The following is a 23269-nucleotide window of genomic DNA, read 5'->3' as shown; positions in this document are numbered from 1 at the left end:
CTTGTCTTTCGGAGATGTCCCGATGAAGCGTCGCGCCTTCCTGCCCCTGCTGCCCGCCGGCGTGATCGCCGCTGCCTTGCCGCCCCTGGCCGCGGCACAGCCTTCCGCCACGGCCGGACGCACCATCCGTCTGGTGGTGGGCTATCCCGCGGGCGGCACGGCCGACGCGGTGGCGCGTCTCTATGCCGAGGAGCTGCAGAAGCGCCTGGGCGCCACCGTGGTGGTGGACAACCGCCCCGGCGCGGGCGGCCAGATCGCGGCCGAGCAGTTCCGCGCGCTGCCGCCCGACGGCAGCGCGCTGCTGCTGGGCAACAGCCACATGTTCTCGACCCTGCCGCTGACCTCGCGCTCGGTGAAGTACGACCCGGTGAAGGACTTCGCGCCGGTGGCGCGGCTCGCGACCTTCGAGGTGGCGCTCGCGGTCAGTGCGGCGCAGCCCGCGAAGACCTTGCAGGAGTACCTCGCGCTGGCGCGCGCGAAGCCCGAGGCGCGCAGCTTCGGCGTGCCCGCCGCGGGCAGCTCGCCGCACTTCGTGGGCTACGTGGTCGGCAAGAAGGAGGGCATCGAGCTGCTGCCCGTGCCCTACAAGGGCGGCGCGCCGCTGCTGGCCGACCTGATGGGCAACCAGATTCCGGCCGCCGTCGATGCGCTCGGCGGTTTCCTGGGCGCGCACCGCGCGGGCAAGATCCGCATGCTGGCCGTGACCGGCCCGCGCCGCGCGGCCAGCGTGCCCGAGGTGCCGACCTTCGGCGAGCTCGGCTTCGGCGCGCTCGGCAGTTCGAGCTGGGTCGGGCTGTTCGCGCCACCCGGCACCTCGCAGGCGCTGGTCGATCGCGTCAGCGCGGCCGTGGCCGAGATCGCGGCGCTGCCGTCCACCACCGCGGGCCTGGCCAACGTGGGCTTCGATCCCGCGGCCGGCAATCCGCAGCAGTTGCGGGAGACGGTGCGTGGCGAACTCGCGCTGTGGCAGCCGATCATCCGGGAATCCGGCTTCCAGATCGATTGATGAGCGCAGCGCCGATAATCCCGACCGACACGCTGTTCAGCGCCGACTACGCGACGGCGCGCCGCAAGTTCCTCGCCGCCTGCGCGCTGCGCGGTCTCGCACCCGAGGTGCATGGCCATCCGCTCGCGGGCGCGCAGGGCGAGGCGCTCGCCACCGACGTGGTGCGCATCGGCCCGGCCGACGCGCAGCGCGTGCTGGTGCTGACCTCGGGCGTGCATGGCGTGGAGCTGTTCGCGGGCTCGGGCTGCCAGATCGACTGGCTGCTGACGCAGTCGGCCGACGACCTGCCGCCCGACACCGCGGTGGTGCTGGTGCATGCGATCAATCCCTGGGGCGCCTCCTGGCTGCGGCGCTACACCGAGGACAACGTCGACCTCTGCCGCAACTTCATCGACCACGCGCAGGCGCCGCCCTCGCACAAGTACGCGCCGCTGCATGCGGCGATCGCGCTCGATCCCGGCGATGCCTCGGCCGTGGCCGCGGGCGATGCGCTGCTCGCGGACTTCGCGCGAGTCCATGGCAGCGAGGCGCTCTACAACGCGCTGATGGCCGGGCAGTACAGCTTCGCGCAGGGCATGGGCTTCGGCGGCCAGGCGCCCACCTGGTCGCGCCTGACCATCGAGGCCGTGCTGCGCCGCCATGGCGCCTCGGCGCGCGAAGTCTGCCTGGTCGACTACCACACGGGGCTCGGCCCCTACGGCTACGGCTCGCTGGTCGCGCTGCAGCAGGGCGAGGCGCTGGCGCGCATGCGCGCGGCGTTCGGCGAATGGGTGGTGGCGGTGCACGAGAGCGGCGCGCCCGAGGATTTCGCGCCGGTCACGGGCCACAGCACGCCGGGCTACGAACGCGCGCTGCCGCAGGCGCGCGTGACGGCGGCCGTGCTCGAGTTCGGCACCGCGCGGCCGCAGCGCATGCTCGAGCTGCTGGTGCGCGACCAGCGCGAATGGGCGGCGGGCATCGGTCGCATGCAGCTGTCGGACACGCGGCGCGAGCTGCTGCGTTTCTTCTACCCGGGCGAGCCCGCGTGGCAGCGCAGCCTGGTGGACCAGTCGCGGCAGGTGATCGCGAACGCGTTGCGCTGGTTGCGCGCGACCTGAAGCCGCGCGGTCCTAGGCGTCGTCGACCTGCGCCAGCGAAGCGCGGAAGGCCTGCAGCAGGTCGTCGAAGTCGGCGCGCCTGCGGCCTTCCGCGACCGACAGCGCCGACACCGTCACCGGGATGCGCGGCGAGACGCTGCGCACCGACAGCGATTCGCCGCGCGAGAAGCCCGCGGTGAAGGAGTCGATCACGCAGGGCCCGAAGCCGTCGAGCGTGAGCAGCAGCGCGGACTGGTAGGTCTGCGCCGAGAGCCGCGTGCCCGCGAACACCGCGCTCTCCGACAGCAGGCCCAGCAGGGCCTTGCCGACGAGGTCGTCCTTGTCGATGCCGATGAAGTCGCGCGCCGCGATCTCGGCGATCGGCATGTCCGCAATGTCGGGGCGTTTTTTCGCCCCGGCTTCGCGGCGCTCGACCCACACCAGGTGGCCCGTGCCCACCACCTCGGCATCGACCGGAGGCGCGTCGATCTCGCCATAGGCGATGCCCAGGTCGCATTCGCGCAGCGCCACCGAGCGCGCGATCTCGTCGGAATGGAGGATCTTGATCGAGACCGCGCTGCGCGGATGGCGGGCCTTGAACGACGCGAGCGCGCGCGACAGGCAGGTGGTGGACAGCGAGGGCACGATCGCGACGCGGAACTGCGCCAGGTGGTCGGGCCGCAGCGACTGCGCGAGGCGCCGCAGTTCGTCGACCTGCTCGAAGATCTTCTGCGCCCGCAGATGCAGCTGCCGTGCCTCGGGCGTCGGCTTCATGCCGCCCTTGTCGCGCACGAACAGCGCATAGCCGAGCTGCTGCTCGGCATGCTTGAGCGTCTGCGTCACCGCGGGCTGCGTGACGTTGAGGATGCGCGCCGCGGCACTCACGCTGCCCGACAGCATGATCGCGTTGAAGACCTCGATGTGCTTGAGTTTCATAGGGGGGCCATTAGAAGACCTTATCGCGTTGCGTCAAATTCTGATTTGACGCTCCCGGGCCCCGGATCGGAGACTTCGATGCATGGAAGACAGACGGGGCGCGCCGATCATGGCGCACGCCGGAAGTCGATGGCAACAACCGGCATCGGGAACCTATGGCGCATTCATTGGCGGTGGACGACACCGCACGACACGAGATCGATCCAGGCCTGTTCGACACGCCCGAGGTGCGGCAGGCCTGCGTCGACCTCGCCGCCTGCTTTCGCATGGCTGCGAGGCTCGGCATGGAAGAGGGCATCTGCAATCACTTCTCGGCGGTGGTGCCGGGCTTCGACCACTGCTTCATCGTCAATCCCTTCGGACTGGCCTTCGAGGAGATTCGCGCTTCCGACCTGATCATCTGCGACTTCGACGGCCGCGTGCTCAAGGGCGACCGGCCGCCCGAGATCACCGCGTACTACATCCATGCGCGGGTGCACAGGAGCCTGCCGCGCGCCCGCGTCGCGTTCCACACGCACATGCCGTACGCGACCAGCCTCGCGATGGTCGAGGGACAGCCGCTGCAATGGGCCGGGCAGACCGCGCTCAAGTTCTACGGACGCACGGCAGTCGACGACTTCAACGGCCTCGCGCTCGATGCGATGGAAGGCGACCGCATCGCGGCCGCGATCGGCGATGCCGACGTGGTGTTCATGCGCAACCACGGCGTGATGGTGGTCGGCGCGACCATCGCCGAGGCCTGGAACGACCTGTACTACCTCGAGCGCGCCTGCGAGGTGCAGGTGCTGGCCGAGTCCACGGGCCGCAAGCTCAGTCCCGTGCCACCGGCACTGGCCGCGGCCACCTATGCGCAGATGCGCAGCGGAGGCAACGAGAGCGCGGTCCAGCATCTCGCGAGCATCAAGCGCCGCCTGCTCAAGACCGACTCCGATTACCTGCTCTGAACGTCACCCCGTACCTCACATGAAATCCCGTCTCCCGCACTTCGCCCTCGCCGCCCTCGCAATCGCCAGCCTGGGCGCGCACGCCGCCGAACTGACCGGCCGCCTCAAGACCATCAAGGAGCGCAACACCATCACCGTGGCCTACCGCGAGTCCTCGATCCCGTTCTCCTACCTCGGCGGCAACGGGCAGCCCATCGGCTATGCGCAGGACATCTGCCAAAGAATCGTCGAGGACATCAAGACCGCCATCGGCAGCCCGGACCTCGTGGTGAAGCGCCAGGCCGTGACCTCGCAGAACCGCATCCCGCTGATCCAGAACGGCGCCATCGACCTCGAGTGCGGCACGACGGTCAACAACCCCGAGCGGCAGGCGCTGGTGAGCTTCAGCACCACCTACTTCGTGGTCGGTACCAAGTTCGTTTCGCGCAAGGCCGACAAGCTCGCCACGCTGCAGGACCTCAAGGGCAAGACCGTCGTGGCGACCACGGGATCGAACACCGTGATGCGCCTGCGCGGCATCGACCGCAAGGAAAGCCTGAACCTCAACCTGATCCAGGCGAAGGATTTCTCGGACAGCATGCTGACCTTCACCTCGGGCCGTGCCGATGCCTTCTTCGAGGACGACATCAACCTGGTCGGGCAGATCTCGTTCTCGCTCAACCCGGCCGATTTCGCCTTGAGCACCGACACCCTGAGCCGCGATCCCTATGCGGTCATGCTGCCGCGCGGCGAGCCCGAGTTCAAGGCCGTGGCCGACAAGGCCATCGCGCGGCTGTTCGCCAGCGGCGAGATCAAGGCGCTCTACGACAAGTGGTTCCAGTCGCCGATTCCGCCGCGCGGCGTGAACCTGCATTTCCCGATGAGCGATGCACTGGCCAAGGTGATCGCGAAGCCGACGGATTCGCCGAATCCCTCGGACTATTGAAGAAAGGGATCCGCATGCCCGGCACCCGCAAGGTCGGCATTCTGGGCGGCATGGGGCCCGCGGCCGGCGCGGATTTCCTGCGGCTCTTCGTCGGCGCCTGCGAGGCGCGGCTGCGGGCCAGCGGCAGTCCCGTTTCCGACCAGGCCTTTCCAGAACACTGGCTCGCGCAGTTGCCGGTGCCCGACCGCACCCTGGCGCTGCTCGAGGACGGCCCTTCGCCCGTCGAAGGAATGACGAGCGGCATCGAGGGCCTGCGCAGCCACGGCGTCGCGAGCATCGCGATCGCGTGCAACACCGCGCATGCGTGGCACGCGAAGCTGCAGCGCTCGCATCCCGACGTGGAGCTGCTGCACATCGTCGAGGAGACCGCGAAGTACCTCGCGGCCCAGCGCATCGAAGCGGTGTGCCTGCTCGCGACCCAGGGCACGTACAGCCTGGGGTTCTATCAGGCAGCATTGGCGGAGCGCGGCATCGACTGCCATCTGCCGACGGAACCGGAGAGAGAGCAGGTCATGCGCGGTATCCGCGATGGCGTGAAGGCCGGGGATCTCGGGCTCGCGACGCGGTTGTTTGCCGAGGTGGCGCGGCGGATGGTCGAGCGGCATGGGTGCGACAGCCTGCTGCTGGCTTGCACGGAGATACCGCTGGCGCTGCATGGGGTGCCGGGGCATGCGGGGGTGCGGTTGGTGGATCCGGCGGAGGTGTTGGCGAGGGCGTTGGCGGGGCGGGCCTATGCGGTGGGTTGAGTTCGGACATGGCGCTCCTCCATAAGGAGGAGTGGCAATCCGGAAGTCGGGAACCGCTCATCCTCTGATGTAGCATCCGCGCGCTCGAATCAAGAGGGAGAGGTTTCCGATGGAAAGAGGGTTGCGTTTCTCGCCGGTCGTCATTGGCCTGGCGGTTTTGCTGACGGCATGTGGTGGGGGCGGTGGAGGAGGAGGTGGTGGTTTCCCCTTGGTGGGCGCAGCTCCTTCGACCACACCGACGTCTTCGGATCCGACATCCACGCCAAGTCCCGAAACGCCATCGGGGCCTTCGGAGCCCACGGGGCCTTCAGGTCCCACGCCCGGTACGGATCCCGATCCGGGTTCTCCCAAGCGGACGACTCCCTATTCATACAAGGTCGGAAGCGCCACCTACGAGAACCGCGAGGCGTTCCTGGCCGAATTGAGCAGCCCGACGATGGCGGGAAGTCTCTTTTTCTCGACCACGGGTGCCGTGGAGGGCGGGCAGACGGTCGTCAAGGCGGTCTACGAAAAGAAAGGCAACGCCACGAAGTACGAGCATCGCATGGCATTGGCGACCGAATCCAGGTCCGCCGCAGGCCTCAAGGCGCAGGGGGCCGAAGGCTTTATTCCGACCGCTATCTGGGTGGATCCTCTCAAGCCGTGGATGGAAGCGATTTTCAGCAAATCGCTGGATGTTCCAACGAAGTACGAGTACGTCGAAGTCGACGATCTGACTGGCAAGGTCGATCCCGAAGCCGTGGCGCCGCTGAACGTGCTGGGACAGCAGGGCTACTGCAAGCTGGATTTGACTTTTGATGGGAAGACGGTTCTATCGAGGGAGTCGCCTACATCGGCGCGGTGCACTTTCGAGCTGCAGCCGACGCGTTCATTGGTGTTTCGCGAGTTCGTGGGCCAGTTGAACGATCAAGGCCAGCGAGGCTACAAGTTCGCCTACAACACATCGACGTTCACTTCCACGGGCGCCAAGTACGCGACGATTTTCGTGCGAGACGAATCACAGAAGACGACGTTCCGCTACGAGATCGAAGCCAGTACGCTGGCTGGCCTGGGCACCCAGCAGGCGACGGAAGAATATCTGGCGGTACTGAATCGCCATGGTGCGGCAGGCGCCCGGTGGGTGACCGATTTTTCCGAGGACGGGAAGAGTTTCCGGGTTTTCATGACCGCCTACGATTGCAGTGGCCTCTTGTGCAATTGATTGGAGGTGGTGTTGATCGGCACAGACCTTCTCTGCTCACCGATCAACACCCCTCGGCATGAAACAGACAGGGACCGCAAGCCCCTGTCGTTGACCGCGTCTCTCGCGGGCTGACTCAGAGCCCCAGCGCCTTCGCCACCCCCGCCCCATACGCCGGATCGGCCTTGCTGCAGTTGTCGATGTGCCGCCGCTTGATGAACTCCGGCGCATCGCCCATCGCGCGTGCCGTGTTGTCGAACAGCGCCTGCTGCTGCTCGGGCTTCATCAGGCGGAACAGGTCGCCGGGCTGCTTGTAGTAGTCGGCGTCGTCCTCGCGGAAATTCCAGAAGTCGGCGTCGCCGCGCAGCTTGAGCGGCGGCTCGCGGTAGTCGGGTTGCTCCTGCCACTGGCCGAAGCTGTTGGGCTCATAGTGCAGGGTGCCGCCGTAGTTGCCGTCCACGCGCATGGTGCCGTCGCGATGGTTGCTGTGCACCGGGCAGCGCGCGGCGTTGACCGGGATCTGGTGGTGGTTGACGCCAAGGCGGTAGCGCTGCGCGTCGGAGTACGCGAACAGGCGCGCCTGCAGCATCTTGTCGGGCGACACGCTGATGCCGGGCACGAGGTTGTTGGGCGCGAAGGCGCTCTGCTCGACGTCGGCGAAGAAGTTCTCGGGGTTGCGGTTGAGCTCCATCACGCCGACCTCGATCAGCGGATAGTCCTTCTTGGGCCAGACCTTGGTGAGGTCGAAGGGGTGGTAGGGCACCTTCTCTGCATCGGCCTCGGGCATGACCTGCACGTAGAGGGTCCACTTGGGGAAGTCGCCGCGACCGATCGAATCGAACAGGTCGCGCTGGTGGCTCTCGCGGTCGCCGCCGACGAGCGCGGAGGCTTCGGCGTCGGTGAGGTTCTTGATGCCCTGTTGCGTCTTGAAGTGGAACTTGACCCAGAAGCGCTCGTTGGCCGTGTTGACGAAGCTGTAGGTGTGCGAGCCGAAGCCGTGCATGTGGCGGTAGCTGGAGGGAATGCCGCGGTCGCTCATCACGATGGTGACCTGGTGCAGCGCCTCGGGCAGCGAGGTCCAGAAGTCCCAGTTGTTGGTGGCGCTGCGCATGTTGGTCTTGGGATCGCGCTTCACGGCCTTGTTGAGGTCGGGGAACTTGCGCGGATCGCGCAGGAAGAACACGGGTGTGTTGTTGCCCACCAGGTCCCAGTTGCCTTCCTCGGTATAGAACTTCAGCGCGAAGCCGCGGATGTCGCGCTCGGCATCGGCCGCGCCGCGTTCGCCGGCCACGGTGGTGAAGCGCGCGAACATCTCGGTCTTCTTGCCGACGGCGCTGAACAGCTTGGCGCGCGTGTACTTGGTGATGTCGTGCGTGACGGTGAAGGTGCCGAAGGCGCCGGAGCCCTTGGCGTGCATGCGGCGCTCGGGAATGATCTCGCGGTTGAGGTTGGCGAGCTTCTCGATCAGCCAGACGTCCTGCATCAGCAGCGGGCCGCGCGGGCCGGCCGTGAGGCTGTTCTGGTTGTCGACCACGGGCGCGCCGAAGGCGGTGGTCAGGGGGGTCTTGTTCTGGGGATCGGATGGGTTGCTCATGGGGCGTCCTCTCGTCGTGGGTTGAAAGCGGGTCCACTCTACGAGCATCCGATGACCTTTCCAAACGACCTCCGTGGGGGGACGGGGGATACGATGGAATGATGCGGCGAGGCGCGGAATGGAGTAGGCAATCGGTCCGGCCCTCCGCGCGCCATCGCCGGCCCTAGCCGCGCATTCGTTCGACCGCGTCGATCCAGCGCACAAAGGCCGCCATCTGGTCGGTGACGAACTTGCGCGTGGTGTCGTCGGTGCAGCGGCCGCTCTCGGCATCGAACTTGGTGGGCGCGTGGCCGATGAAGACCTCGGGCTTGACCAGCGGCATGGCGTTGAGGAAGAGCATGACCTTGCGCAGCTCGTACTGCACGCGCGCGCCGCCCAGCGGGCCGGGCGCGGCGCTGACGATCGCCACCGGCTTGGCGTTGAAGGGCTGGTCCTCGCCGCGGCTGAGCCAGTCGATGAGGTTCTTGAGCCCGCCGGGAATGCTGGAGTTGTACTCGGGCGTGGCGATCAGCACGCCGTCGGCGGCGCGGATGCGCTCGCGCAGCGCGGCCACAGGCGCCGGCAGGCCGCGCGCGTAGTCGTCGGCATCGAAGACCGGCACCTCGCGCCATTCGAGCAGGGTGAGGGAGGCGCCCTCGGGCAGGACCTCGCGCGCGAGCTGGACCACGTGGCGGTTCACGGAGGCGGCGCGCAGGCTGCCGCAGAGGGCGACGATGTCGCGGGTTGTCATTCGGAATCCTTGGAGCGTTGGAACGGGGAAGGGATGAGCGGGCTCACTCGAGCGTGATGTTGTTGTCCTTGACGACCTTGACCCAGCGCTTCGACTCGGTGCCGACCAATTGGGTGAAGTCCGCTGGAGAGCCGCCGACGGGGATCAGCCCGAACTCGCCGAGGTAGCGCCGGTATTCGTCGGATTCGGCGATGCGGCGCGACAGGCTGGCAAGCAGGTCGACGATGGGCTGCGGCGTGCCCTTGACCGCGAACACGCCATGCCACGAGTCGCCCTCGAAGCCCGGGAAGGCCTCGGCCACGGTCGGCACCTGCGGCAGCGACTCGAGCCGGTGCGTGCTCGACACGGCCAGCGGCCGGACCTTGCCGGCCTTGATGTAGGGCAGCACGTCGGCAATGGGCGAGAACGCGGTGCTGACGCGGCCGCCGAGCACGTCGGTCAGGCCGCCGTCGCGGTAGGGCACGTGGTTGAGCGCGAGGCCGGCGCTGTTGGCGAAGTAGGCCATCGACATGTGCGGCACCGTGCCCACGCCGTACGAGGCGTAGCTGACCTCGCCGGGGCGGGCCTTCGCGTCCTTGATCAGGTCGGCGAGCGTCTTGTAGGGCGACTGCACCGGCACCGAGACCACCAGCGGGATCGACAGCATGCGCGTCACCGGCACCAGGTCCTGCGGCTGGTAGGGCAGCTTCTTGTAGACGAAGGGGTTGATGGTGAGCGTGCCGCTCGCGGTGTAGAGCAAGGTGTAGCCGTCGGCGGGCGCGGTGGTGACGGCCTGCGTGCCGACGATGGTGGAGGCGCCGGCGCGGTTGTCGATCACCACGGGCTGCTGCAGCTGCTTGGAGATGCGGTCGCCCCAGTAGCGCGCCATCACGTCGGGTGCGGTGCCGGCGGGAAACGGCACCACCACGCGGATCGGCTTGCTCGGGTACTTGTCCTGCGCCTGGGCGCAGACGAAGGCGGCGAGGCCGAGGACCAGCGTCCAGGCGGCGCGTTGGAAGAAGAAGGGACGGATCGCGGTCGGCATGGTGGTCTCCGGTGCGCCGGACTTGGGTGCCGGCTGGTTGAAGCGCGGGGTGCGCACGGTGCCAGCGAATCTAGGTGTTCCATCGCGCGCAATGAAGCGCCCCCGGCGGAAAGCTTTGTTCCGCCTGCAGGAAAACTCGGGTGCGGGAGTATCCTCGGCGCCTCTTCGAACCCGCCCACGGACCCAAGCGATGGACACGCCGTTCAGCCTGCCTTCCGCCTATCGCCTCGCCTCGACCCGCCGCTGGGGCCGCACCCAGGGCCTGACGGTGACGCCGACCGGCGCGGCGCGCGGGCGGCGCGAGTTCCTGTGTTTCCGGCCCGGCTTCTATCTGTCGCTGGGCCATGTCACGCACCTGGAAGAGAGCCGCGAGGTCTACCGCAGCGGCGACTTCATCAAGCTGCATTTCCGCCTCGAGGGCGAGAGCCGGGTCGGCCAGCCTGGCAGCACGGGCGCAGAGACGGTGAGCGCGATGAGCGTGAGCACCCTGCTGCAGCCGCCCGGGGCGGCCAAGGAGGAGTTCTTCGCGAGCGAGGTGCGCGAGCGCTCGGTCACGCTGTGCTGTTCGCGCGATTTCCTGTCGGAGGAACTGGGGCTGCTCGAGCTGCCGCTGGACGGGCCCTTCGGCGCCTTCATGCAGGCGCGGCCCGATCGTTTCGAGCTGCTGCGTTTTCCGCTGAGCACGGCGCAGCACGGGATCGCCGATGCGCTGCTCGACGATGGATCGGGCGATCGCTTTCGAGGGCTCTATGCCGAGGCCAAGGCCTTCGAGCTGCTGCATGGTTTCCTGACGCGCGGTTTCGGCGATGCACCGGTCGATGGCGCCACGGCCGCGGCTCGCGAGCGGCTGGCGCCGCTCAAGGACCATATCGACATGCATTTGGGCGAGGTCTTCGACATGCGCGGCCTCGCGCGCCGTTTCGGGCTCAGCGAGAGCCGCCTTGCGCGCGGCTTCCGGCAGGCCTATGGCAGCTCGCTGTTCGAGTACGTGACCAGGGCGCGGCTGGCACGCGCTCGGGTGCTGCTGGAACAGGGGCGCCAGAGCGTGACCGAGATCGCGCTCGACGCGGGCTACGGGCATGCCGCGAACTTCAGCACCGCGTTCAAGCGCCACTTCGGGTTGAGCCCGCAGGCGGCGCGGCAGGCTTCGCGCTCAGGCCAGCGCGAGCACTGACGCGACGGTTCAGACCACATCGGCCGGGGCGATCAGCACCCGCGTGTACTTGTTCATCGCCTCGACCTCGAGGCCGAGCCAGCGCGCGACCTGTTCGACCGACGTGCCGCGGCGAAGCTGGCGCAGCGCGAAGGTGTGCCGCAAGCGGAACGAACCGCCTTCTGCGCTGTCGAGCCCGGCCTGCGCGAGTAACTCGCGGGCGCAGCGGTATTGCGATTCCTTGCCCCAGGGCTTGCCGGTACGCGTCGAGGGAAAGAGCTGCTCGCCCGGGATGCCCAGTTCGGCGCGGACCTGCAGCCAGTGCTTGAGCAGTTCGGCGGCCCAGGGCGCGATCGGCGTTTCGCGCGGCGGCAGGTTGCCGTTGCCGGGCACGGCGATCTTCCAAGGGCGGTCGGCCACGCGGCCGCCCGCGATGGTGGGTGCGTCGAGCGCCAGCGCGCGCACGTCGCCCGGGGCGAGGCCGGCACCGAGCTGCAATCCGACGGCCGCGTGGTTGCGCAACTGCTGCCAGGTCAGCGGCTGGCCGCGGCCTTCCGACGAAGCGCCCGGGCGCGGGCGCGCGCGCGAGAGAAACAGGATCAGGTGCTTGGCCTCGGACGCCGACAGGAACTCGGGCGGTGGATCGGCACTGGCCGCTTCGGCATAGCGGATCTCGGGATGGGCCAGCAGCCAGTCGGCCGCCGCCGTGCTGGGCGGCAGGTCGTGCATGGCGCAGCGATGGCGCAGCACATGGTCGATCAGGCGCACCAGCCGCAGCGCATGGCGCGGCGAGAGCGACAGGTCGCTGCTCTTGATGCCGTAGCGCGCGGCCTTGAAGGCGTCGAGGTCGGCGGGTGAGAGGGACTCCAGCGTCACCCGCGGCGACTGGCCCAGGCACCACGAGGTGAAGCCGTTCCACATGTCGCGGTAGACCGCCATCGACGAGGCCTCTCGCAGGGTGCCCGCGGCGCTGCGCGCCGCAAGCCATTCCTCGAAAGCCGATTCATGGGGGGTGCCGACGGGGTCGGTATCGAAGAGGGAAGGCGTGACCATGGAAATACGCTAACGGCCTGCGTTTGGGTTTTGAGGAACGGCCTTGGACTTGATGAGCAATTTAGCTCCCTGAAATCCAATTACGGCCGTTAGTTTATTTATAGGGATGGAATCCTGCAGCAACAAGACATCCGGCGCGAGCGCTTTCGCGACCTGTATTTCCGAATTGCCGCGATCCGATGGTTGGACCCACTGTTTTCGGTTGGCAACTTATCGGGCAGCCGTTTTCAAGAATCGCCGTGGGCTGCCGAGGCCCCCGCTGACAGGTCAGGGGCCCGGCACACGGCAATTTCCGCTGCATGCTGAGCCTGAACACCCTGTCACCCATGCTGGCCGCCTCGCGCCCCATCGATCTGCGCGAGGAGGGCTGGGTCTACGAGCAGCGATTGAGTGGCTGCCGCCTCCTGGCGCAGACGCGAACGCCCACGCGCTCGGGCAAGGTGCAACTGCAGACGCGCGATGGGTCGGACGCGACGGGTTGGTTTCCCGAGGTGGTGGAGAGTCTGGCCCAGTTGAAGGAAGGCCCCTGCATCCTCGATGGGGTGGCCTGCGTGCTCGACGACAAGGGCCGCTGCGATGGCGAAGGACTGAGCGAGCGCGCGAGGCGGCGCGGGTGGTATCGCGGTGCCCGGCCCGTGTTCTATTTCGTCTTCGATCTGTTAATGGCGCAGGGCGCGGACGTCACCGGCGAACCGCTGTCGCAGCGCAAGCAAAGGCTCTCGCGACTGCTCGGGACGCCCCTGCTCAATGTGATCCCGGTCCATCACTACGAGCGTTCCGAAGCCATGGCCCTGCTGCGCCAGGGAAGGAACCAGGAGGATTTCGCGGGCTTGATGGCCAAGTGGAGAACGAGCGTCTATCGCCCCGGTGTTCGTTCGGCCGATTGGGTGGCGCTCAATGCGCGGGAATCGCACGCGGGCCTCTAGCGAGGTGTTTGCGCGGAACCAGTCCGGGCTTTCGCGAGTCGCATCCGGCGATCGGCGGGCCACCGGCTTGCGTGTGTCGGCATCTTTTCCGACAGGCGCGTCGAGGGCCGCTGACTACGCTCGTCGGCAGTTCCCGGGTGATACCGGGTGTTCCGATTCCAGCCAGCCTGTTCCTGTGTCACGCGACATGTCCTCGATGCCTCTGCCTCCGTCCCTCCATCCGTTCTTTCTCCGGAAACAGCCGAAGGCGCCCGCATCGGGCGGCACCGGGCGCGATGCGCTGTCGCATTCGGAGCGGCATCAGGACTGGGAATTCCACTACAGCCTCGCACCGGTGCCCGCGCGCGCCACCTTCTCGGGCACCGCGCAGATCCATCGCCAGGGCGAGCGCCATTGCGAACTGCCGATCTTCGAGCCGCAGTGCAATACGCTGGCATCGATCGACCTCTTGCGCGAGCAGTGCCTGGCGTGGATCGAGAGCCGCTCGGCGGCCGCGGGTCCGCCACCTCCCGCCAACTGAAGCGCATGGACTGGATCTCCTGGCTGCAGTGGCCCGCCTTCGTTGCCTCGGTGGGCGCCTCCTGGCTGGTGGCATCGAATGCGAAGGACAGGCGCAACGCGGGGTTCTGGGTCTTCCTCGCGAGCAATGTGCTGTGGGGCATCTGGGGCGTGTATTCGAGCGCCTGGGCGCTGATCGCGCTCCAGGTCTGCCTGGCCGTCATGAACCTGCGCGGTCTCGGCAAGACCAAGGAGGCCTCCTCGCAGAACTGAGCGGCAACGGACTTGGCGCGGAAAACAGCCTCATCGGTCAAAAATAGCCAATAGGGCTAAAATGGCCAGATTCCTCCCTCGGAGAAGTCCATGGCTGCCCTCTGGCCCCCGCTCGATCAATTGCCGCGTCAGAACGCTTCGCAGGTCAAGAACCGCTGGGGCGAGGTCGTGCGTCAGGTGCGCCAGTCGGGCAGCGTGGCAATCACCCACCACGCCAATGTCGAGATGGTGCTGCTCGACGCGGCCACCTACGAGCAACTGACCACCGACCTGCAGGCCCTGCGCTCGCGCGAGGCCAACGTGCTCGAGGAACTCGGCGCGCGCTTCGACGCGCGGCTGGCGGTGCTGCAACAAGAGGACAGCGCTGGCAAGCTCGACAGCCTGTTCGAAGCGCGCGGCAAGCAGCGCCAGCGTCCGCGGGCCGGCGAAAGCTTCTGATGGGCGCCGCCGCGGCACGGCGGCCGTTCATCTTCGTGCTGGCCGGCGTCAATGGCGCCGGCAAGAGCTCGGTCGGCGGCGCGATGCTGGCCGAGCACGGCCTTGACTGGTACAACCCCGACCGCTTCGCGCGCGAGCTGGTGGCCGCGCTGGGCATCGACATCGCCGATGCCAACGGCCGAGCCTGGGAACACGGCCGCGCGCGGCTCGAGGCCGCCATCGAGAGCGGCCGCAACTTCGCCTTCGAGACCACGCTCGGCGCCCGCACCATCCCCGACCTGCTGGCGCGCGCCGCGCGCAGCCATGACGTCTCGATGATCTTCTGCGGCCTGGCCTCGCCCGAGCTGCATCTGCGCCGCGTGCGCGCACGCGTGCTGCGCGGCGGCCACGACATCCCCGAAGCGAAGATCCGCGAGCGCTGGACCGCCTCGCGTGCCAACCTGATCCGGCTGCTGCCGAATCTCGCGCGGCTGCAGGTGTTCGACAACAGCGCCGAGGCTGCGCCGGGCGAGGAGATCGACGATCCCGTGCTGGTGCTCGAAGTCATCGGTGGCCGGGTCACGCATCCGGCGCCCGAGGACACCGCGGCGCTGGCCGCCACGCCCGCGTGGGCGCGAGCCATCGTGCAGGCGGCGATCGAGCGCGCTCGGTCGCCGGACGGCACCGCCTGATTCAGGCAGGCACAGCGCCGGGCCGAACCGTCTCGCCCGCGATCGCGCGCCGCGCGACATGGGCCACGCCCTCGGCATCCAGCAGGTAGTGGCGGTACAGGTGCGTGGGCGGCGCGATCAGGCTGTACTCGTCGTGGATGCCGTGCCGCACGAGCCGCACCGCCCCGCCGACATCCGACAGCACCTCCGCCACCGCGGCGCCGAGGCCACCGAGCACGTTGTGCTCTTCCACCGTCATCAAGAGCTTCGATCGGCCGGCCGCCTCGAGCACCGCCGCGCGGTCCAGCGGCTTCACCGTGGCCATGTCGAGCACGCCGACCGACAGCCCCTCGGCGCGCAGCGCCTTGGCCGCCTCGAGCGCGGAGTGGACCGGCATGCCGCAGGCCATGATCGTGAGATCGGTGCCCTGACCATGCGCGATCGCCTTGCCGATGCGGAAATCGATGCCACCCGCGTAGATCTCCGGATCGCGGCCGCGCCCGATCCGGAAATAGATCGGCTCGGGCCAGTCGACCGAGGCCTTGATCGCGGCCTTCAGCTGGTGGCCGTCCGCGGGCGAGATGATCGTGAGCCCGGCGATCGAGCGCATCGTGCCGATGTCCTCGGTCGCATGGTGCGAGGTGCCGTAGAAGCCGAGCGAAATGCCCGTGTGGTGGCCGATCAGCCGCACCGGCAGCGCGCTGTAGGCCACGTCCATGCGGATCTGCTCGCAGCACAGCAGGCCGAGAAAGGAGGCGAAGGTCGCCACGAACGGCATCTGGCCCGTGGTCGCGAGGCCTGCCGCGGCCGACACCATGTTCTGTTCCGAGATGCCGAACTGGATGTAGCGCTCGGGAAAGGCGGCCGCGAACTTGTTGAGGCCGTTCGAATACTGCAGGTCGGCCGAGCCGGCCACGACCGGATGGCCGGCCTCGGCCAGTTCGATCAGGGCGTCCGAGAGCATGCTCAATCCGGGCGTGGTGGCGTTGAGCGAGCGGTACTGCCAGCTTTCGGGGGAAAGGGGTTGGGACATCGGGTGGGCCTCGTGGTCAGATTTCGGTTTGCATGATTTCTTCGATCGCGCGCGCGGCGTCGTCGGGCGACAGGTAGCCCAGGTGCCAGCCGGGCTCGGTCTCCATGTACGACACGCCCTTGCCCTTCACCGTGTGGGCGATCACGCAGGCGGGCCGCTCGCGCCGCGCGTCCTGCTTGAGGCGGCGCAGCAGTTGCGTGAGGGCCGAGAGGTCGTGGCCGTCGACCTCGTGCGTCTCCCAGCCGAAGGCGCGCCACTTGTCGGCCAGGCCCTCGATGCCGATCACGTCGTCGACGCGGCCGTCGAGCTGGAAGCCGTTGCGGTCGACGATGGCAATGAGCTTCGAGAGCCGGTAGTGGGCCGCGAACATCGCCGCCTCCCAGACCTGGCCCTCCTGCATCTCGCCGTCGCCGAGCATCACGAAGGTGTCGAAGCCGCGCTTCGCGATGCGCCCGCCGAAGGCCATGCCGGCACCGGCCGACAGTGCGTGGCCGATCGAGCCCGAGCTGAAGTCGATGCCCGGCACCTTGCGCATGTCGGGGTGGTCGCCCAGCGGATTGCCCAGGCGGGTGTAGCCGTCGAGCGTGGCGCGGTCGATGTAGCCGTACTCCGCGAGGATCGGGAACAGGCCCACGGCCGCATGGCCCTTGCCCATGAGGAAGCGGTCGCGATCGGGCCAGCGCGGCTCGTTGGCGCGGATGTCCATCACGTCGTAGTAGAGCGAGGCGAACAGCTCGGCGGCGGAAAACACCGAGCTGTAGTGGCCGACCTTGGCGATCTCGATCAGCCGGATCGTTTCGAGGCGGATGAAGCGGGCCTTCTCGCGCAGGCGTTTCAGTTCGTCGGCGGACGGGGCGGGCGGTGATTCGGACGGAAATGGCATATCGGTTGCGTGGCTAAGAGGGTGAAAGAAGCCCGCGCGCATGGGCATGCGGCGCGGGCGGGCGTGGGGTTCGGGAGCGTCGTGCCGGGCCTGCGTCCTCCATCGGGTTTTCCATCAACGGGTCGGGCGAAAAAAGACTTGTCTCGCTCGAAATCAACATATAGGATATATCCTACATCACCGATCGAGACCTGCAAAGTCCGATTTCCCACCCACTGTCCAGAAGGTCGTCCATGACAGTCGTATCCGCGCGTTCCCGCTGTCGCGCAGGCATTTCCAAACTCGCCGCGCTGCTCGCGCTGGCCGCTGCCGCCACCGCGTCGATGGCGGCCGATCTCACGGTCGTCGGCTTCGGCGGCGCCTTGCAGGAAGCGTTTCGCAGCGCCTACTTCGAGCCGTTCAGGAAGCAGGGCGGCATCGCGCTGGTCGAGGACAGCTACCCCGGCGGCTATGCGCGGCAGAAGGCCATGGTCGAGACCGGCAACGTGACCTGGGACCTGGTGCAGATGGACGAGAACGAGATGGCCTCGGCCTGCGAGCAGGGCCTGCTCGAGCCCATCGACCGCAAGCAGTTCGCAAAGGCGCAGGACATCAACCCCGCGGCCTTCGCCAAGTGCGGCGTGGGCGCCTTCGTCTGGTCGAAGGTGCTGGCCTACGACGGCCGCAAGTTCGGCGACAACGGGCCGCGCACCTGGGCCGAGTTCTGGGACACCCGGCGCTGGCCCGGCAAGCGCGGCCTGCGCAAGCAGCCGCGCATGACGCTGGAGATCGCGCTGCTCGCGGACGGCGTGCCCGCCGCCGATGTCTACAAGGTGCTCGCCACCAGGGCCGGCCAGGACCGCGCCTTCGCCAAGCTCGACCAGCTGCGGCCTTCCATCGTCTGGTGGGAATCGGGCGCGCAGCCGCTCGAATGGCTCGAGAGCGGCACGCTGGCCGCCACCGCCGCCTACAGCGGGCGCATCGCCTCGGCCAACCAGCAGGGCAAGCAGTTCCGCTTCAGCTGGGACGGCCAGCTCTACAGCATGGATTACTGGACCATCGTGAAGGGCAGCCCGCACCGCCAGCAGGCCTACGCGCTGCTCGACTCGATGTTCGACGCGCAGCGCCAGGTCGCCTTCGCGCAGGCCATTCCCTACGGCGTGACCAACACCCGCGCCGCCGCCGCGATGCCCGAGGCGCTGCGCCCGCTGCTGCCGACCTCGCCGCAGAACCTGCGCAACGCGCTGCTGCTCGACACCGCCTTCTGGGTCGACCACGAGGAAGAGCTGCTGCAGCGCTTCACGCGCTGGGTGTCGCAACGTTGAGGCCCGCGACGATGTCCACCGGTTCCTCCGCCGCCTCGCTCGCCGTTCCCGCCCTGCCGGCGGGTGCCGGCGCGGCCCTCAGGCGCTCGACCCACCGCGCGGGCCGGCGCCAGCGGCTGGTGTCGCTGCTGCTGGTCGCGCCGCTGCTGCTCTACGGCGCCGTCTTCTTCCTGCTGCCGCTGGCGATGATGGTCCATCGCGCCATCGACAACCCCGAGGTGCGCGAGGCGCTGCCGCGCACCGCGCAGGTCCTGGCCGACTGGCAGCCCGCGGCCGCTTCGCTGCCCGCCGACCCCGCCTTCGCCGCGCTGGCCGCCGACATGGCGCAGGCCCAGGGCACGCGCGCCATCGGCGAGCTCGGCCGTCGCATGAACTACGAGATCAGCGGCTACCGCACGCTGGTGATGAAGACCGCGCGCCGCGCCGGCACCGACGCGCCCGCCGCACCCGATGCCAGGGCCTGGCTGCTCGAGGTCGATCCGCGCTGGGGCGAGTCGGCCTACTGGAGCGCGCTGCGCCGCGCCGCCACGCCCTACACCGGGCGCTACCTGCTGGCCGCGCTCGACATGGCGGAGAACGACGAGGGCCGCATCGCGCGCGCCGAGCCCGACCAGCGCATCTACCTCGACATCCTCTGGCGCACCCTGTCGATCGCGGGCGCGGTCACGCTGGCCTGCCTGCTGCTCGGCTATCCGCTCGCGGCATTGCTCGTGAAGGCACCGAAGCCGATCGCCTTCGCGATCATGCTGGCGGTGCTGCTGCCCTTCTGGACCTCGCTGCTCGCGCGCACCACGGCCTGGATCGTGGTGCTGCAGGAGAACGGGCTGATCAATGCGCTGCTGCAGGCCATCGGCGTCGTGAACCAGCCGCTCGCGCTGATCTTCAATGCCACCGGCCTCTACATCGTGATGGTGCACATCCTGCTGCCCTTCGCCGTGCTGCCGATCTACAACAGCCTCAAGAGTATTCCGCCGCACCTGATGCGCGCCTCGTCCTCGCTCGGCGCGCACCCGGTGCGCGGCTTCCTGCACGTCTACCTGCCGCTGAGCCTGCCGGGCGTGGCGGCCGGCGGCCTGCTGACCTTCATCGTGGCCGCGGGCTACTACATCACGCCCTCGCTGGTCGGCAGCGCGCGCGAGCAGATGCTCGGCTACTTCGTCGCCTTCTACGCCAACAACACCGTCAACTGGGGCATGGCCTCGGCGCTCGGCCTGATGCTGCTGGCCTGCGTGATGGCGGTGTACCTGGTGGCGGCTTCCACGCTCGGCGTGAAGCAGCTCGCGGGCATCAAGTGAAAGACGGGAACCCCTTCGCATGACCCACCGCCAATTCGCCCGTGCCGCCGGCGCCGTGCACTACCTGTACGGCGCGCTGATGGTGTGCTTCCTGCTGCTGCCGCTGCTCGCGATGACGCCGATCTCGCTGAGCGCCGGCTCCTTCCTGTCCTACCCGCTGCCGGGCTTCTCGACCCAGTGGTACCAGCGCGTGTTCTCGCCCGGCCCCTGGCTCGACTCGCTGCGCAACAGCCTCGTGGTCGGCGTGTGCTCGACCCTGATCGCCACGGTGCTCGGCACGCTCGCGGCCTTCGCCTTCGCGCGGCGCAACCTGCCGGCGCGGCGCACGCTGCTGGGCTTCCTGATGGCGCCGATGATCGTGCCGCCCGTCATCACCGGCCTGGGCATGTACTTCCTGTTCTCGCGCATCGGGCTCACGGCCTCGCTGCCGGGACTGGTCATCGCGCACGCGGTGCTGTCGACTCCCTTCGTCGTCATCACGGTCACGGCCACGCTGCAGCAGTTCGACATGGGCCTGCTGCGCGCGGCCTACAGCCTGGGCGCCTCGCCCGTGCGCGCCTTCTTCACGGTGGTGGTGCCGATCGTCATGTCGGGCATCGTCTCGGGCGCGCTGTTCGCGTTCATCACCTCGTTCGACGAGGTCGTGGTCGCCATCTTCATCGGCGGTCCGGGTCAGCGCACGCTGCCGCGCCAGATGTTCGACGGTATCCGCGACACCATCGACCCCTCGATCATCGCCATGTCGACCTTCCTGATGGTCGTCGCGGCGGTGGCACTCACGCTGTCGGCCTGGCTGAGCCAGCGCTCGGCCCCTGTTCAACGCCCCCAGGACCCCGGAAGCTCCACATGAACCCAGACTTCTCCGCCGGCGTCGCCCACGTCGACGGCCAGTACGTCGCGCTGCGCGACGCCCGCATCCCCCTCGTCGACCGCGGCTTCGTGCGCTCCGACGCCACCTACGACGTGGCCCACGTCTGGCAGGGCCGCTTCTTCCGGCTCGACGACCACATCGACCGCTTCCTGTGGTCGATGGGCGAGCTGCGCATGAGCCTGCCGCTCTCGAAGAAGGAGATGCGCCACATCCTCGAGCAATGCGTGGCACTGAGCGGCCTGCGCGACGCCTATGTGCAGATGACCTGCACGCGCGGCGTGCCGCCGCCGGGCTCGCGCGATCCGCGCGAATGCCAGAACCGCTTCTATGCCTTCTCGCAGCCCTTCGTCTGGATCGGCACGCCGGCGCAACAACGCGCGGGGCTCGCGATGGTGATCAGCCAGGTGCAGCGCATCGCGAGCGCGGCGATCGACACGCGCGTGAAGAACTTCCACTGGCTCGACCTGACCATGGGCATCTTCGAAGCCTACGACCGCGGCGCGCTGGTCGCGGCGCTGCCCGATGCGCAAGGCAACGTGACCGAGGGCGCGGGCTTCAACATCTTCGGCGCCAAGGACGGCGCGCTGTTCACGCCGCGGCGCAACGTGTTCGAGGGCATGACGCGGCGCACCGTGATCGAGCTCGCGCGGCAGCTCGGCATCGGCTGCGAACTGGCCGACATCCCCGTGCAGCGGCTGCGCGAGGCCGACGAGATCTTCATCACCAGCACCGCCGGCGGCGTGATGCCCGTGACCCGGCTCGACGGCGCCAGCGTGGGCAACGGCGAGGTCGGTCCGCTGACGCAGCAGCTGCAGCGCATGTACTGGCAGCGCGCGGCGGACGACCCGCGCAACACCCCCGCGCCCTACGAAAACGTGGCCGCCGCGCGCGGCGGCAAGGAGCTCGCATGATCGTCGTCACTGGAGGCACCCATGGCATCGGCGCGGCCATCGTCGCGCAACTGGCCGGCCATGGCGAGCAGGTGCTGTTCACCGGCCGCGACACCGCGGCCGGCGAGGCGCTCGCGCAGCACACCGGCGCCCACTTCGCGGCCGCCGACGCGTCCGACCCCGCGGCCGTGGCCGAGGTCGTCGCGCGTGCCGAGGCGCTGGGCGGCGGCGTGATCGACGGGCTGGTCAACAACGCGGGCGCCGGTTCGCGCAGCGCCTTCCTCGAACTGGGCGTTGACGACTGGGACCGGCTGATGGCGGTCAACCTGCGCTCGGTGTTCCTGTTCAGCCAGAAGGCGCTGCCGGCGCTGCGGAAGTCGCAGCGTGGCGCCGTCGTCAACGTGGCCTCGATCGCCGGCAAGGTCGGCGAGGAGGGGCTCGCGGCCTATTGCGCCTCGAAGGGTGGCGTGATCGCGCTCACGCAGGCGCTGGCGCTGGAGTTCGGCGAGCGCGTGCGCTTCAACGCGGTGTGCCCCGGCCAGATCGCCACGCGGATGATGGCGCGCGTGATCGCCGACGCCGACCGCCTGGCCGCGCTCACGCGGCGCATTCCCGCCGGCCGGCTCGGCGAGGCCGGCGAGGTGGCCGACACGGTCTGCTGGCTGCTCTCGGCGCAGGCCAGCTTCATCAACGGCGCGGTGCTCACGGTCGACGGCGGCGAAACCGCCGGCTACCGCACGCCGCCGCTGCCCGGCGCAGCGCGCGCCTGAACGCTCCTCCCTTCGACAGCAAGACACACGCAATGCTTCCCGTCCTCTACACCCCCATCCACCGCGAGCACGAGCCCTCGTTCTTCTTCGTCACCGGCCGCTTCACGCCCGCGCAGGAGCGCATCGACCGCGCGGAGCAGCTGCGCGACGCGGCCGTGCAGGCCGGCTGCGAACTCGTGGCCGCCGCCGAGCATGGCCTGGGCCCGGTCGCCGACGTGCACACGCCCGACTACCTGTGCTTCCTGCAGGACGGCCACCGCCGCTGGTCCGAGATCCCGGGCGCCGCGCCCGAGATCGTGCCCAACGTGTTCGCGGTGCCGGGACTGCAGCACGGCTATCCCGAGCGCGTGGTGGGCCAGGCCGGCTACCACATGCAGGACCTGGCCTCGCCGATCGGCCCGGGCACGGCCGCCGCGGCCTTCGCCTCGGCCAACCTCGCGGCCGATGCCGCGCAGCGCGTGCTGCAGGGCGCCAAGGCGGCCTACGCGATCTGCCGGCCGCCCGGCCACCACGCCTACCGCGAGCGCGGCGGCGGCGTCTGCTATCTCAACAATGCCGCGATCGCCGCGCAGCTGCTGCGCCGCCATGGCCGCCGCGTGGCCGTGATCGACATCGACGTGCACCACGGCAACGGCACGCAGGGCATCTTCTACGAGCGCTCCGACGTCTACTTCGTCTCGCTGCACCGCGACCCGGCGAACTACCACCCGTACTTCTGCGGTTACGCGCAGGAGCGCGGCGCCGGCGCGGGGCTGGGCTACAACCTGAACCTGCCGCTGCCGGCCGAGACCGACGACGACGCCTACCTGGTGGCGCTCGAGCACGCCTGCCGCCGCCTCGCGGCCTACAGCCCCGACGCGCTGGTGATCTCGCTGGGCCTCGATGCGCACGAGCACGATCCGTTCAAGGGCCTCAAGGTCACGACCGAGGGCTTCCGCCGCATCGGCGAGCGCCTGGGCCGGCTCGGCATGCCGAGCGTGATGGTGCAGGAGGGCGGCTACGACTGCGACCACATCGGCGCCAACCTCGTGCACTTCCTCGACGGCTTCACGGGCGGGCTGCGCGCCTGAG

25 protein-coding genes are annotated in these 23269 nt (G+C 68.7%); 18 read left to right on the top strand and 7 right to left on the bottom strand.

Annotated elements, in window-relative coordinates:
* The first annotated feature begins 22 nt into the window (after positions 1 to 22).
* Both AC1HIL_RS33885 and AC1HIL_RS33880 read left to right on the top strand, forming a co-directional pair.
* A complete protein-coding gene (locus tag AC1HIL_RS33885) occupies positions 23 to 1006 on the top strand; it encodes a tripartite tricarboxylate transporter substrate-binding protein (RefSeq protein WP_422099295.1) in 984 nt (327 codons plus the stop codon).
* Positions 1006 to 2103, top strand: coding sequence for a M14 family metallopeptidase (locus AC1HIL_RS33880; protein WP_296729330.1), 1098 nt, complete (start codon positions 1006 to 1008; stop codon positions 2101 to 2103). The genes AC1HIL_RS33885 and AC1HIL_RS33880 overlap by 1 nt, the downstream gene beginning before the upstream one ends.
* 12 nt (positions 2104 to 2115) lie before the next feature.
* Here the strand turns inward: AC1HIL_RS33880 and AC1HIL_RS33875 are convergent, their stop codons facing one another.
* On the bottom strand, positions 2116 to 3018 hold the full coding sequence (locus tag AC1HIL_RS33875) for a LysR family transcriptional regulator (RefSeq protein ID WP_261214602.1): 903 nt from the start codon (positions 3016 to 3018) through the stop codon (positions 2116 to 2118).
* 155 nt (positions 3019 to 3173) lie between these two features.
* On the opposite strand from AC1HIL_RS33875, the gene AC1HIL_RS33870 reads away from it, so the two are divergent.
* The 4 genes from AC1HIL_RS33870 (at position 3174) to AC1HIL_RS33855 (ending at position 6834) form a co-directional block, all read left to right on the top strand.
* Positions 3174 to 3962 carry an aldolase gene (locus AC1HIL_RS33870; RefSeq protein ID WP_261214601.1) on the top strand — a complete coding sequence of 263 codons (789 nt, stop codon included), beginning with the start codon at positions 3174 to 3176 and terminating at the stop codon, positions 3960 to 3962.
* A gap of 19 nt (positions 3963 to 3981) precedes the next feature.
* The gene (locus AC1HIL_RS33865; RefSeq protein ID WP_261214599.1) at positions 3982 to 4887 is read left to right on the top strand and encodes an amino acid ABC transporter substrate-binding protein; all 906 of its coding nucleotides are present in this window, start codon (positions 3982 to 3984) and stop codon (positions 4885 to 4887) included.
* A 14-nt stretch (positions 4888 to 4901) separates the two neighbouring features.
* Positions 4902 to 5633 (top strand): aspartate/glutamate racemase family protein, encoded by a 732-nt coding sequence (locus tag AC1HIL_RS33860; RefSeq protein WP_296729513.1) that lies wholly within the window; start codon positions 4902 to 4904, stop codon positions 5631 to 5633.
* A 109-nt stretch (positions 5634 to 5742) separates the two neighbouring features.
* The gene (locus AC1HIL_RS33855) at positions 5743 to 6834 is read left to right on the top strand and encodes a hypothetical protein (protein ID WP_261214597.1); all 1092 of its coding nucleotides are present in this window, start codon (positions 5743 to 5745) and stop codon (positions 6832 to 6834) included.
* A gap of 115 nt (positions 6835 to 6949) precedes the next feature.
* Here AC1HIL_RS33855 and AC1HIL_RS33850 read toward each other — a convergent pair whose 3' ends face one another.
* The 3 genes from AC1HIL_RS33850 to AC1HIL_RS33840 form a co-directional block, all read right to left on the bottom strand.
* Entirely contained in the window at positions 6950 to 8407 is a 1458-nt protein-coding gene (locus AC1HIL_RS33850; RefSeq protein WP_057590075.1) for a catalase, read from the bottom strand.
* A gap of 163 nt (positions 8408 to 8570) precedes the next feature.
* The gene (locus tag AC1HIL_RS33845) at positions 8571 to 9137 is read right to left on the bottom strand and encodes an NADPH-dependent FMN reductase (RefSeq protein ID WP_479669020.1); all 567 of its coding nucleotides are present in this window, start codon (positions 9135 to 9137) and stop codon (positions 8571 to 8573) included.
* A 43-nt stretch (positions 9138 to 9180) separates the two neighbouring features.
* A complete protein-coding gene (locus tag AC1HIL_RS33840) occupies positions 9181 to 10161 on the bottom strand; it encodes a Bug family tripartite tricarboxylate transporter substrate binding protein (protein WP_296729345.1) in 981 nt (326 codons plus the stop codon).
* A gap of 190 nt (positions 10162 to 10351) precedes the next feature.
* Between AC1HIL_RS33840 and AC1HIL_RS33835 the strand changes: the two genes are divergently transcribed.
* Positions 10352 to 11335: a helix-turn-helix domain-containing protein gene (locus AC1HIL_RS33835; protein WP_261214592.1), complete on the top strand. Its 984-nt coding sequence runs from the start codon at positions 10352 to 10354 to the stop codon at positions 11333 to 11335.
* 9 nt (positions 11336 to 11344) lie between these two features.
* Here the strand turns inward: AC1HIL_RS33835 and AC1HIL_RS33830 are convergent, their stop codons facing one another.
* Positions 11345 to 12367 (bottom strand): tyrosine-type recombinase/integrase, encoded by a 1023-nt coding sequence (locus AC1HIL_RS33830; RefSeq protein WP_057590072.1) that lies wholly within the window; start codon positions 12365 to 12367, stop codon positions 11345 to 11347.
* 299 nt (positions 12368 to 12666) lie between these two features.
* On the opposite strand from AC1HIL_RS33830, the gene AC1HIL_RS33825 reads away from it, so the two are divergent.
* From AC1HIL_RS33825 to AC1HIL_RS33805, 5 genes are all read left to right on the top strand, one after another.
* Positions 12667 to 13293 carry an ATP-dependent DNA ligase gene (locus AC1HIL_RS33825; protein WP_057590071.1) on the top strand — a complete coding sequence of 209 codons (627 nt, stop codon included), beginning with the start codon at positions 12667 to 12669 and terminating at the stop codon, positions 13291 to 13293.
* Positions 13294 to 13489: 196 nt separating this feature from the next.
* Positions 13490 to 13813 (top strand): hypothetical protein, encoded by a 324-nt coding sequence (locus AC1HIL_RS33820; RefSeq protein WP_261214587.1) that lies wholly within the window; start codon positions 13490 to 13492, stop codon positions 13811 to 13813.
* A gap of 5 nt (positions 13814 to 13818) precedes the next feature.
* Positions 13819 to 14064: a hypothetical protein gene (locus AC1HIL_RS33815; protein ID WP_261214585.1), complete on the top strand. Its 246-nt coding sequence runs from the start codon at positions 13819 to 13821 to the stop codon at positions 14062 to 14064.
* Positions 14065 to 14154: 90 nt separating this feature from the next.
* Complete coding sequence (locus tag AC1HIL_RS33810; RefSeq protein ID WP_261214584.1) at positions 14155 to 14502, top strand: type II toxin-antitoxin system Phd/YefM family antitoxin; 348 nt, start codon at positions 14155 to 14157, stop codon at positions 14500 to 14502.
* Positions 14502 to 15173, top strand: a complete 672-nt coding sequence (locus AC1HIL_RS33805; protein WP_261214582.1) for an ATPase — start codon at positions 14502 to 14504, stop codon at positions 15171 to 15173. The genes AC1HIL_RS33810 and AC1HIL_RS33805 overlap by 1 nt, the downstream gene beginning before the upstream one ends.
* 1 nt (position 15174) lies before the next feature.
* Here AC1HIL_RS33805 and AC1HIL_RS33800 read toward each other — a convergent pair whose 3' ends face one another.
* The gene (locus tag AC1HIL_RS33800) at positions 15175 to 16185 is read right to left on the bottom strand and encodes a transketolase family protein (protein WP_479669021.1); all 1011 of its coding nucleotides are present in this window, start codon (positions 16183 to 16185) and stop codon (positions 15175 to 15177) included.
* 16 nt (positions 16186 to 16201) lie between these two features.
* On the bottom strand, positions 16202 to 17068 hold the full coding sequence (locus AC1HIL_RS33795) for a transketolase (protein ID WP_261214579.1): 867 nt from the start codon (positions 17066 to 17068) through the stop codon (positions 16202 to 16204).
* 233 nt (positions 17069 to 17301) lie between these two features.
* On the opposite strand from AC1HIL_RS33795, the gene AC1HIL_RS33790 reads away from it, so the two are divergent.
* Genes AC1HIL_RS33790 through AC1HIL_RS33765 form a run of 6 tightly spaced genes read left to right on the top strand, consistent with a single transcriptional unit; the run spans position 17302 to position 23268 of the window.
* A complete protein-coding gene (locus AC1HIL_RS33790; protein WP_479669022.1) occupies positions 17302 to 18372 on the top strand; it encodes an ABC transporter substrate-binding protein in 1071 nt (356 codons plus the stop codon).
* Between the two features lie 11 nt (positions 18373 to 18383).
* Positions 18384 to 19667, top strand: coding sequence for an ABC transporter permease (locus tag AC1HIL_RS33785; protein ID WP_479669023.1), 1284 nt, complete (start codon positions 18384 to 18386; stop codon positions 19665 to 19667).
* 19 nt (positions 19668 to 19686) lie between these two features.
* On the top strand, positions 19687 to 20517 hold the full coding sequence (locus AC1HIL_RS33780; RefSeq protein ID WP_057590063.1) for an ABC transporter permease: 831 nt from the start codon (positions 19687 to 19689) through the stop codon (positions 20515 to 20517).
* Positions 20514 to 21449 (top strand): aminotransferase class IV, encoded by a 936-nt coding sequence (locus tag AC1HIL_RS33775; protein ID WP_479669024.1) that lies wholly within the window; start codon positions 20514 to 20516, stop codon positions 21447 to 21449. Before AC1HIL_RS33780 ends, AC1HIL_RS33775 begins: the two co-directional genes overlap by 4 nt.
* Positions 21446 to 22198, top strand: coding sequence for an SDR family NAD(P)-dependent oxidoreductase (locus AC1HIL_RS33770; RefSeq protein WP_296729360.1), 753 nt, complete (start codon positions 21446 to 21448; stop codon positions 22196 to 22198). The genes AC1HIL_RS33775 and AC1HIL_RS33770 overlap by 4 nt, the downstream gene beginning before the upstream one ends.
* A 32-nt stretch (positions 22199 to 22230) precedes the next feature.
* Entirely contained in the window at positions 22231 to 23268 is a 1038-nt protein-coding gene (locus tag AC1HIL_RS33765) for a histone deacetylase family protein (RefSeq protein ID WP_479669025.1), read from the top strand.
* The last annotated feature ends 1 nt before the right edge of the window (position 23269 follow it).

The sequence above is a fragment of the Variovorax sp. ISS6 genome (genome assembly GCF_056523145.1).
The sequence above is the reverse complement of the archived record's forward strand: the minus strand, read 5'-3'. Positions and strand labels throughout refer to the sequence as shown.

Coding starts and splice junctions, on each gene's coding strand:
- AC1HIL_RS33885 (WP_422099295.1), top strand. CDS start 23: ATGAAGCGTCGCGCCTTCCTGCCCCTGCTGCCCGCCGGCGTGATCGCC.
- AC1HIL_RS33880 (WP_296729330.1), top strand. CDS start 1,006: ATGAGCGCAGCGCCGATAATCCCGACCGACACGCTGTTCAGCGCCGAC.
- AC1HIL_RS33875 (WP_261214602.1), bottom strand. CDS start 3,018: ATGAAACTCAAGCACATCGAGGTCTTCAACGCGATCATGCTGTCGGGC.
- AC1HIL_RS33870 (WP_261214601.1), top strand. CDS start 3,174: ATGGCGCATTCATTGGCGGTGGACGACACCGCACGACACGAGATCGAT.
- AC1HIL_RS33865 (WP_261214599.1), top strand. CDS start 3,982: ATGAAATCCCGTCTCCCGCACTTCGCCCTCGCCGCCCTCGCAATCGCC.
- AC1HIL_RS33860 (WP_296729513.1), top strand. CDS start 4,902: ATGCCCGGCACCCGCAAGGTCGGCATTCTGGGCGGCATGGGGCCCGCG.
- AC1HIL_RS33855 (WP_261214597.1), top strand. CDS start 5,743: ATGGAAAGAGGGTTGCGTTTCTCGCCGGTCGTCATTGGCCTGGCGGTT.
- AC1HIL_RS33850 (WP_057590075.1), bottom strand. CDS start 8,407: ATGAGCAACCCATCCGATCCCCAGAACAAGACCCCCCTGACCACCGCC.
- AC1HIL_RS33845 (WP_479669020.1), bottom strand. CDS start 9,137: ATGACAACCCGCGACATCGTCGCCCTCTGCGGCAGCCTGCGCGCCGCC.
- AC1HIL_RS33840 (WP_296729345.1), bottom strand. CDS start 10,161: ATGCCGACCGCGATCCGTCCCTTCTTCTTCCAACGCGCCGCCTGGACG.
- AC1HIL_RS33835 (WP_261214592.1), top strand. CDS start 10,352: ATGGACACGCCGTTCAGCCTGCCTTCCGCCTATCGCCTCGCCTCGACC.
- AC1HIL_RS33830 (WP_057590072.1), bottom strand. CDS start 12,367: ATGGTCACGCCTTCCCTCTTCGATACCGACCCCGTCGGCACCCCCCAT.
- AC1HIL_RS33825 (WP_057590071.1), top strand. CDS start 12,667: ATGCTGAGCCTGAACACCCTGTCACCCATGCTGGCCGCCTCGCGCCCC.
- AC1HIL_RS33820 (WP_261214587.1), top strand. CDS start 13,490: ATGCCTCTGCCTCCGTCCCTCCATCCGTTCTTTCTCCGGAAACAGCCG.
- AC1HIL_RS33815 (WP_261214585.1), top strand. CDS start 13,819: ATGGACTGGATCTCCTGGCTGCAGTGGCCCGCCTTCGTTGCCTCGGTG.
- AC1HIL_RS33810 (WP_261214584.1), top strand. CDS start 14,155: ATGGCTGCCCTCTGGCCCCCGCTCGATCAATTGCCGCGTCAGAACGCT.
- AC1HIL_RS33805 (WP_261214582.1), top strand. CDS start 14,502: ATGGGCGCCGCCGCGGCACGGCGGCCGTTCATCTTCGTGCTGGCCGGC.
- AC1HIL_RS33800 (WP_479669021.1), bottom strand. CDS start 16,185: ATGTCCCAACCCCTTTCCCCCGAAAGCTGGCAGTACCGCTCGCTCAAC.
- AC1HIL_RS33795 (WP_261214579.1), bottom strand. CDS start 17,068: ATGCCATTTCCGTCCGAATCACCGCCCGCCCCGTCCGCCGACGAACTG.
- AC1HIL_RS33790 (WP_479669022.1), top strand. CDS start 17,302: ATGACAGTCGTATCCGCGCGTTCCCGCTGTCGCGCAGGCATTTCCAAA.
- AC1HIL_RS33785 (WP_479669023.1), top strand. CDS start 18,384: ATGTCCACCGGTTCCTCCGCCGCCTCGCTCGCCGTTCCCGCCCTGCCG.
- AC1HIL_RS33780 (WP_057590063.1), top strand. CDS start 19,687: ATGACCCACCGCCAATTCGCCCGTGCCGCCGGCGCCGTGCACTACCTG.
- AC1HIL_RS33775 (WP_479669024.1), top strand. CDS start 20,514: ATGAACCCAGACTTCTCCGCCGGCGTCGCCCACGTCGACGGCCAGTAC.
- AC1HIL_RS33770 (WP_296729360.1), top strand. CDS start 21,446: ATGATCGTCGTCACTGGAGGCACCCATGGCATCGGCGCGGCCATCGTC.
- AC1HIL_RS33765 (WP_479669025.1), top strand. CDS start 22,231: ATGCTTCCCGTCCTCTACACCCCCATCCACCGCGAGCACGAGCCCTCG.